General features: G+C 38.5%; 10 protein-coding genes. 5 read left to right on the plus strand and 5 right to left on the minus strand.

The window, feature by feature from the left end:
- Nucleotide 1: 1 nt before the first annotated feature.
- Nucleotides 2–1,234: a pyridoxal-dependent decarboxylase gene (locus VOI17_RS17670; protein ID WP_323758553.1), complete on the plus strand. Its 1,233-nt coding sequence runs from the start codon at nt 2–4 to the stop codon at nt 1,232–1,234.
- Between the two features lie 11 nt (nt 1,235–1,245).
- Here the strand turns inward: VOI17_RS17670 and VOI17_RS17675 are convergent, their stop codons facing one another.
- From VOI17_RS17675 to VOI17_RS17685, 3 genes are all read right to left on the minus strand, one after another.
- Nucleotides 1,246–1,809, minus strand: a complete 564-nt coding sequence (locus tag VOI17_RS17675; RefSeq protein WP_323758554.1) for a hypothetical protein — start codon at nt 1,807–1,809, stop codon at nt 1,246–1,248.
- A 70-nt stretch (nt 1,810–1,879) separates the two neighbouring features.
- Nucleotides 1,880–3,151: a 6-bladed beta-propeller gene (locus VOI17_RS17680; protein WP_323758555.1), complete on the minus strand. Its 1,272-nt coding sequence runs from the start codon at nt 3,149–3,151 to the stop codon at nt 1,880–1,882.
- 56 nt (nt 3,152–3,207) lie between these two features.
- Nucleotides 3,208–3,498 (minus strand): hypothetical protein, encoded by a 291-nt coding sequence (locus VOI17_RS17685; protein WP_323758556.1) that lies wholly within the window; start codon nt 3,496–3,498, stop codon nt 3,208–3,210.
- A 224-nt stretch (nt 3,499–3,722) separates the two neighbouring features.
- Here VOI17_RS17685 and VOI17_RS17690 point away from each other — a divergent pair, with 224 nt between their 5' ends.
- The 4 genes from VOI17_RS17690 to atpC all read left to right on the plus strand — a co-directional run bounded on the left by VOI17_RS17690 (nt 3,723) and on the right by atpC (nt 7,093).
- Complete coding sequence (locus VOI17_RS17690; protein ID WP_323758557.1) at nt 3,723–3,863, plus strand: hypothetical protein; 141 nt, start codon at nt 3,723–3,725, stop codon at nt 3,861–3,863.
- A gap of 68 nt (nt 3,864–3,931) precedes the next feature.
- The gene (locus VOI17_RS17695) at nt 3,932–5,152 is read left to right on the plus strand and encodes an ATP-binding protein (RefSeq protein WP_323758558.1); all 1,221 of its coding nucleotides are present in this window, start codon (nt 3,932–3,934) and stop codon (nt 5,150–5,152) included.
- Between the two features lie 175 nt (nt 5,153–5,327).
- The gene (gene atpD / locus VOI17_RS17700) at nt 5,328–6,839 is read left to right on the plus strand and encodes a F0F1 ATP synthase subunit beta (protein WP_068414063.1); all 1,512 of its coding nucleotides are present in this window, start codon (nt 5,328–5,330) and stop codon (nt 6,837–6,839) included.
- 5 nt (nt 6,840–6,844) lie between these two features.
- Nucleotides 6,845–7,093 (plus strand): ATP synthase F1 subunit epsilon, encoded by a 249-nt coding sequence (gene atpC, locus VOI17_RS17705; protein WP_053223906.1) that lies wholly within the window; start codon nt 6,845–6,847, stop codon nt 7,091–7,093.
- Nucleotides 7,094–7,173: 80 nt separating this feature from the next.
- Here the strand turns inward: atpC and VOI17_RS17710 are convergent, their stop codons facing one another.
- Together VOI17_RS17710 and VOI17_RS17715 are read right to left on the minus strand one after the other, a co-directional pair.
- On the minus strand, nt 7,174–7,581 hold the full coding sequence (locus VOI17_RS17710) for a TonB-dependent receptor plug domain-containing protein (RefSeq protein WP_323758559.1): 408 nt from the start codon (nt 7,579–7,581) through the stop codon (nt 7,174–7,176).
- 71 nt (nt 7,582–7,652) lie between these two features.
- Nucleotides 7,653–8,528: hypothetical protein (locus VOI17_RS17715; protein ID WP_323758560.1), on the minus strand; the 876-nt coding region annotated here is incomplete at its 5' end.

The raw sequence follows: 8,528 nt of genomic DNA on the forward strand, positions 1-8,528 counted from the left end.
TATGCATTGGGAAAGTTACTCACATCAAAAAATTAAGGAAATCGTATTTGGTGCTTTAGAGCAGAACCTAGATTACCGAGAAAAGCCAGTTTTAGGTTTGCCGGCTTCTTATTTAGACACTGAAGTATTTTACAATGACGCTCCTTTTTTAAAAGATGCCCCTTTCCTTTCTGCTTTAATTGCAAACCCTAACCATATTGGCTGCCATACTTTAAACGAATCTGAAGCTGCTTTTGAAGGAACTCATAAAATTGAGAAGGAACTGATCGATCTTTGTGCTCAGCAAATTTTTGAAGGTGGAAATGAAGAGTTTGACGGTTATGTAGCCTCTGGAGGAACCGAGGCAAATATTCAAGCCATCTGGATTCTGAAACGTTATTTTGAAGTGGAATCCAAAGTGAAGGCTAACGAGATTGGCGTTATTTTTTCTGAAGATGCGCATTATTCAATGCCGAAAGCTTGTAATCTGTTGAGTTTGAATTCTTATGTAACTAAAGTAGATAATGCTACGCGGAGGGTAATTAAATCGAGTGTGGAGGCATGTGTTGAAAACGCAAAGAAAGATGGGGTGAAACACTTCATCGTTGTGATGAACATGTCCACCACTATGTTTGGTTCGGTGGACGATATCAATGAAATTACAGGTTGGCTAGATGATTTGGGGGCTAACTATATGGTGCATATTGATGGTGCTTTTGGTGGCTATATTTATCCCTTCGCCACTGATAACCTTGACTATACTTTCCAAAACCCGAAGATCAATTCCTTTACCCTCGATGGTCACAAAATGCTTCAGTCGCCTTATGGTACGGGTATTTATTTAACCCGTAAAGGTTTTATGGAGTATGCACTTACAGAAGAAGCCAATTATGTAAAGGGGAAAGATTACACTTTAGTGGGCAGCCGTTCTGGCGCTAACGCCATAGCTGTCTGGATGATTATGCGGACTTATGGTGCCGAAGGCTGGAAAGCCAAAATCAAGCAGTTGCTTTCAAAAACCGATCGCCTTTGCGGAAACCTTGAAGAGCGTGGGGTGGAATATTTCCGCAACCCGAAAATGAATATTGTCACCATTCGAGGCAAGTATGTATCTCCTGCTTTGGCTAAAAAATACATGCTCGTACCCGATTCACATGGGTCGAATGTAAAGTGGTGGAAGATCGTAGTGATGGATCACGTACGACAAGGCGTAATCGATAGCTTCTTGAATGATTTGGATGTTGAGCTGGGGTAAACTAGGGTAGACTATGGTTTTTTAAAATGTTTCTCCACAAGTGTTCTGTAATATTCTTTTGTGAAAATATCCCCACTTAGTGGTTTAAAGTAATCAAGCATCATTAGCTCATTATCTACAACAATTACTGTAGGGGAGCTTCCAAAGAATGAGTAAGCGTCATCTTTATTAAACAGATTGACAAAGTTGATATTCAAATCATAGTTTGATGTAAATACGCGAAACTCGCGCTCATTGGAATAATCCGTTACCACTATAATGTCCAGTGGATTCATGTTCTCTTTAATTTGAAATAAGTTAGCCATTTCTTCTTCGATACATGAGTTACAAGTGTTTCTAGAAAAAAAGAAAAGTAGGCTTTTATTATTTACTAACTCTGAAAGGTAGTTGTCCTTTAGTTGCCCATTATTAAGATGAATTAACTCAAAATCATTGACCCTATTTCCTCTTGCGTAAAGGCCTTCTTGAATAATTTTTTCTAGACTGGCTAATTTGGTTTGGAGCTGAGTCTCCTTCATATAATCCAGCTCAATAACCTCATCTTGAAGTGCAATTAACTTATTTATTCTGCTCATTCTATAAGCATAGAAGATAGTTAATGCCACTATTATCAATAAACTAACAGACAATAATTTATTACTTGAATTAATTAATTTCATGTGTTCTAATAATTATGTTGTCTGAGGACTGAAGGGATTTAATTTGTGGAATTTTCTTTAACAGCTCAGCATAGTCATGAGGCTTCTCTTCCTTGATCTTCTCTGCTATGCTCAATAATTTTGATGGCTCAATAAGAGATATAATCTTACTCCCAATTAAAAAACTAGGTTCAATCGTGGTTAATTGATCTATGTCATCAATCAAAACAGCTCCTCCAGTCACCTCTCCTGTCGTTCTTGAGATGAAAAACTTAAGAAGTCTGTTTTTGTAGAGTATTTTTATCATGAAATATTTGTCACCAACTAATAGTTCTTCTATTACAGCCATACCTTTCTCCATTATTTGGCTTCGAATGTTGATAGGATTTCGTTTAAGTATCTCTGTTAAAGCCTCCTTCTTTAGCCACTTATCACCTAAATCCAAATGGATTAATTCAGTAATCTTGGAAGCCTCTAAATCGATCTGATGTATATCAGAAGTAAAGGGCTGAATAAAGAAAAAGTCATCCCCACTCCTTACCAATCTGTTATCATATCCTGTCCGAAGTTTCATATATAATTCAGGGTCAAAATAGAATCCGGTATTTTTGATCTGAAGAGACTGATCGGAGGTCGCCACTATCATGTAGTTGGCAATAGTAGGAATATGACCATTTATCCTATTGAATGTGTTGAATAAAAAATCGTCTCCCTGATGGTGGAAATCATCAAATAAAAAAGGGATTCGATAGTCCTTTTTAAAGGATCCATCTTGAGCATAAACAAAAATTCTTCCTTGAAATTCAGAATGAATATAGATTTCTTCATTGTCAACGGATACATTGGTAGGGCTTAAGTATTCTCCCGGCCCTTGACCATAACGTCCAATTTTTGATAAAAAGGTTCCATCGCTTTTAAACTTAAATACTGACTTTGCTATCTTTGAATCAGCAATGACTAAATCGTCATTATTGAAAAAAAGATTATCAATCTCTCCAATTAGTGAGTTGTCTGAGGCCTCTAAAATTGTATAGCTTAAGTTTTTAGAGAAAGCTGAAATATTAACCCCCTTCCTAAAGTAATCATCTAAATCAATTTGAATGGTCAATGATTTAGAATCATCTGTATCAAATTCCTTGAAATCAAGAGCTACTTGGTGTTCGGCATTTTGAAAAATTGGGACTTTTTGATCTTGAACTTTATACTCACTCCCCTTTTTTTCGCAACTGCTAACGAGAACAACAATAGTAGCCAAAATGGTTGAAACGAATTTATTCATCTGGTTAAGTGGTTGATTAAGTTTTGAGAGTGAGAAAAAATCTCACTCTCATTTTGTTAACACTTCGATTCTTCTCTACAGACTGTATTGCCAACTACACAATCAATCCTGTTTCCTGACATAACAGAAACTTCTTGGTATCTGATTGAGGCATTGCCTGATTGGTCTTGGACTTCCACTTCTATAGTGATAGTTCCGTAGCATGCATAATCTTTAGGAGCTTTGTCCTCACAATTACCCCATAAATTACTCCACCAACTACATTCTTTGATATTGGCGTTACTTTGAATTGGGTTCAGAAATAGCATCAACACTGCAAGAGATGCTATGTTTTTTAACTTTTTCATGTGATGAAATTTAAATTAATGCTTACTCTTTTTTGGGTATTCAGCTTCCCCCATGAATTTTGTAGTTATTACATAAATACAAGTTAATATTTATATTTGTTATCTAAAAATACCCATAAATAGGTATTTTTACTTTTTAGTAATATTTTTTATTAAAAATTATCTTTGTTAGAATAACATAAGTCTTACATTTTAATACTGTGTTATTATAATTAATCAGTGCTTTGGCTAAAAAATACATGCTCGTACCCGATTCACATGGGTCGAATGTAAAGTGGTGGAAGATCGTAGTGATGGATCATGTACGACAAGGCGTAATCGATAGCTTCTTGAATGATTTGGATGGGGAGTTGAGAACAGCCTAGTAACAAATTTTCCATAAGAATGGGGTTCTGAATATACATCGACTCATCTAATTTTCGTTACTTCCCATATGCAAAATCCGTTTAAGGGTTCTTTAAATATTGACTTTTACACCAATCAATCCACAATAAAATATATTGTATTGGTGGTAGCGGCCATCATTGGGGTGGGGTCAATAATTTACACTACCCAGCTGGTTGATATTTTAAAGGAAAGGGAAAGAGAGAATATTAAGCTTTGGGCCAAGGCGGTTGAGTTTACTACCACAGCAGATGGCGCTTCACTCAACTTTATTACTGACAACATTATTCGCCCAGATAACTCACTGCCCGTTATTATACTAGACTCGGCCACCAACGAGATTCTTACCACAAGAAATATTGAAATCGACAGCTCCCTAAATACTGTTCAAGCGGAAGACTTTTTGAAGAAGGCACTGGCTCAAATGAAGACAGAAAATGATCCGCAGCCAATATTATTCAGAGATCGACCGGGCAGTAAAATTGTTAGTATTCAATACGTTTATTTCAGAAACTCAAGGCTATTACGTCAGTTGAGCGCCTACCCTTATATACAACTTTCGGTAATTGCCATATTCGCTTCAATTGCCTATTTAGCCTTTAGCTACTCCAGAAAAGCCGAGCAAAACCGTGTTTGGGTAGGCTTGGCCAAGGAAACAGCACATCAATTAGGCACTCCCCTTTCGTCATTAATGGCCTGGGTGGAGTACTTAAGGGAGCTTCCGCAAATGGAAAATAGGCAGGACATCATTGCGGAGTTGAATAAGGATGTGCAACGCTTAGAAATGATTACTTCTCGCTTTTCCAATATTGGGTCTAATCCGGCACTTAAAAATGAGGAAGTACCTGAGGTAATTGAGGAAATAGTGGCTTATTTGAAACCAAGGGTCTCGTCTAAGGTGTCATTTGTAATAGATGTCGAAGCGCCTAATCTCACCGCCAAAATGAACCGCCCACTTTTTGAATGGGTAATAGAAAATATTGTGAAAAATGGAATAGATGCCATGAGTGGTATTGGTAAAATAACCATTACTGTTGGTCAAGAATCGAAAGGAATGGTGTTTATAGACATATCTGATGATGGTAAAGGCATCGCAAAAGGTAAAATCAAAGAAGTGTTTAAGCCTGGCTTTACGACCAAAAAGCGCGGTTGGGGACTGGGTTTAACTTTGGTAAAGCGAATTATAGAGAACTATCATATGGGGAAAATATTTGTGAAAGCTTCTCATATAGATGTAGGAACGGTATTTAGAATCGTACTCAAAAATTGACGGCCAATTTGTTTCATTTATTGAGTAAATGCGGCTATCTAGTTTTAAGTAGGGTATGCGCCAACATTTTGACCTCTATTTTCTTTATAAGCCTTTGGTTTAATCGGGATTAGGCATACCTTTGCGCCAAGAAAAGTAAACCGCATTTTTCCTATCTAGATAAAAAAAATTAAGAATGGCAAATATTGGAAAGATCACCCAGGTAATTGGGCCAGTAGTAGATGTTAGTTTTGATGTGGAGGGGTCTAAGTTACCAAACATCCTTGACGCATTAGAAGTAACCAAAGAAAACGGTCAGAAAATTGTTCTGGAGTGTCAGCAACATTTAGGTGAAAACCGTGTGAGAACCATCGCGATGGATTCTTCTGAAGGTCTAACAAGAGGTACTGATGTTATAGATACTGGCAAACCAATCGCTATGCCAATTGGAGACGACATCAAAGGTCGTTTGTTCAATGTAGTTGGCGAGGCCATTGATGGTATTCCTCAACCAAAAGGAGACAGAAGATTACCTATTCACAGGTCTGCTCCTAAATTCGAAGATCTATCTACTTCAACCGAAGTATTGTTCACAGGAATTAAAGTAATCGACCTTATTGAGCCTTATGCAAAAGGTGGTAAGATTGGTTTGTTCGGTGGCGCTGGTGTTGGAAAAACGGTATTGATCCAAGAGCTCATCAACAACATTGCAAAAGGTCACGGTGGACTTTCTGTATTTGCTGGTGTTGGTGAAAGAACTAGAGAAGGAAATGACTTGCTTCGCGAAATGATTGAGTCAGGAATTGTAACCTATGGTGACGATTTCTTACACTCTATGGAGCAAGGTGGTTGGGACCTTTCAAAAGTAGACCAAGCCAAATTGGCTGAGTCTAAAGCAACCTTCGTGTTCGGTCAAATGAACGAGCCTCCAGGCGCAAGAGCAAGAGTAGCCCTTTCAGGCCTTACTATTGCTGAGTATTTCCGTGATGGTGACGGTGACGGACAAGGAAAAGACATTTTATTCTTTATTGATAACATCTTCCGATTTACCCAAGCGGGTTCTGAGGTATCGGCCCTTTTAGGTCGTATGCCATCTGCGGTAGGTTACCAACCAACATTGGCTACCGAAATGGGTGCCATGCAAGAAAGAATTACATCTACCAAAAATGGTTCAATTACTTCAGTACAGGCCGTTTACGTACCTGCGGATGATTTAACTGACCCTGCTCCGGCAACAACATTTGCTCACTTAGATGCTACAACAGTACTTTCAAGAAAAATTGCTGAGCTAGGTATTTACCCAGCGGTAGATCCTTTGGATTCTACTTCAAGAATTTTGACAGCTGATATTCTTGGCGATGAGCACTACGATTGTGCACAACGTGTAAAAGAAACACTTCAGCGTTATAAAGAACTTCAAGACATTATCGCCATCCTTGGTATGGACGAATTGTCTGATGAAGATAAATTGATTGTAACCCGTGCAAGACGTGTACAAAGATTCCTTTCTCAGCCATTCCACGTGGCAGAGCAGTTTACTGGTCTAAAAGGAGTTTTGGTAGACATTAAAGACACCATTAAAGGTTTCAACGAAATCATGGATGGTAAGCATGACGACCTTCCAGAAGCAGCTTTCAACCTTGTAGGAACTATTGAAGAAGCAAGAGAGAAAGGTGAGAAATTGATGGCTGAAGCTTCTAAATCGTAATGACTATGTTGCTCGAAATCGTAACACCAGATAAAAAAGTATTTGAAGGAGAAGTGAGCTCTGCTACTTTCACAGGCGCAGAGGGTGAATTTCAAGTATTATCGAATCACGCTCCAATGATCAGTGCTTTGGGAAAAGGGCGAGTAAGCATTACTGCCTCTGGAAAAGTTGAGAATTTGATTATTGACGGTGGTGTTGTTGAGGTTTTGAATAACAACGTAATCGTACTTGCTGAATCAGTGATAGAAGGGTAAAATACCTTTAACAATATTTGAAAAGCCTCTTTGAGAAATCAGAGAGGCTTTTTTGTTTATCTTGAATATGGAGAAATAGCTTATTTAGCATTAATAGTTGTGATTTGAACCACACCGTATAGTCCTGCATCACCATATCTTGAAGTGGCCTGCATACCTCTTACTGTTTTGATACTTTTGACCATCACCGGAGTTAGCATTCCATTAAGGTTCACTAATGAACTACCCACGGGAATTCCATCTACAACAAAAAGAGGTTCTCTGTTGGTGGCATTGGTAGTATTGTACCCACTCATAAATACTTTAGCACTGCTACCATTACCCATAACCCTAAGGCCTTGAACGCTTTGAAGTACTTCTACCAAATTATTGTATTGTGAATAATCCTTTACTGCCCTTTGCTTATTAGAGGTACCTGAGGTACTGCTACATGCAACAAATAATAGGCTGAAAGTCGTGGTCAAAAATAAGAGTTTAAATCTTTTCATGGACTTGGAATTTAGAGGTAAAAAAAGGGCTCCCTAATAATTAAGGAGCCCTCAAGTTAATTAAAATAAGACTATTGTTTAGTCAATCTTATTTCAGATCTGATACTTGATAGCGCACCGCCTCCTGTATCAGCTCTAGTGTGATATAGATAAAGAACGATTAAGTCAGCACAACCATAGTTCCTTGCAGCTTGTGGCCCTAATACAGCCTCAATTTGAGAACTGACAGGGGCTCCGTCATAAGCTGAACGACCAGTGTCATCAACATATGATAGCTGTGCTTCAGCACTTAGATCACCAGATTCAGGGTCTTGAGTTACAACAAAGTCATTTCCTTGATTGTAAAAGTTGACAATTGTAAACTGATTAGCACCAGGACCTGCAACAATTTGGTAATCGTTATTATTAAGTGTCTCTCCTACACGGCTCGAGTGTCTGGTTTCGTCAGCTTCCCAAGTACCCGCAAGGGCGCTTGGTTCAGTTACTGTACCACACACCACTGTTACAGGAAAACTCAATGCTTGTGGCGAACCTGTAGCTAAAAGCTCATTGTCCGTATTTCCACCAGTCACTGTAGTTTCACCAGCTCCGTTCGTAGTGGTGCTTACAGAAGTGGGGCCAAATACAGTTCCGTCATCCGTTGTCACTTCGCCAGTAATAGTGTACGCTTCACCAAATTCCAAATCATTACCCGTTGCAGCCCTGATATCAGAAGCCTGAATCTCAAGGGTAGTTGGAAATGTAGTATAATTATCACCTAACTGAACTCTATTCCCTCCAACTGAAATTCCAACATTATAAGATGCTGCATTGTTGTTTGGATCATAGATCAGTGCCGTGAAAACTCCCGTGTTAGGATTATCTCCCTTAAGAAGTTTCTTTTGTCTAATATCATCAAAATCGATCATCCCACCCCTTTGCAGGTTGGTGATGGCCTCATTTCTGAC

The sequence above is a fragment of the Roseivirga sp. genome (assembly GCF_034669765.1).
Lineage (GTDB): Bacteria > Bacteroidota > Bacteroidia > Cytophagales > Cyclobacteriaceae > Roseivirga.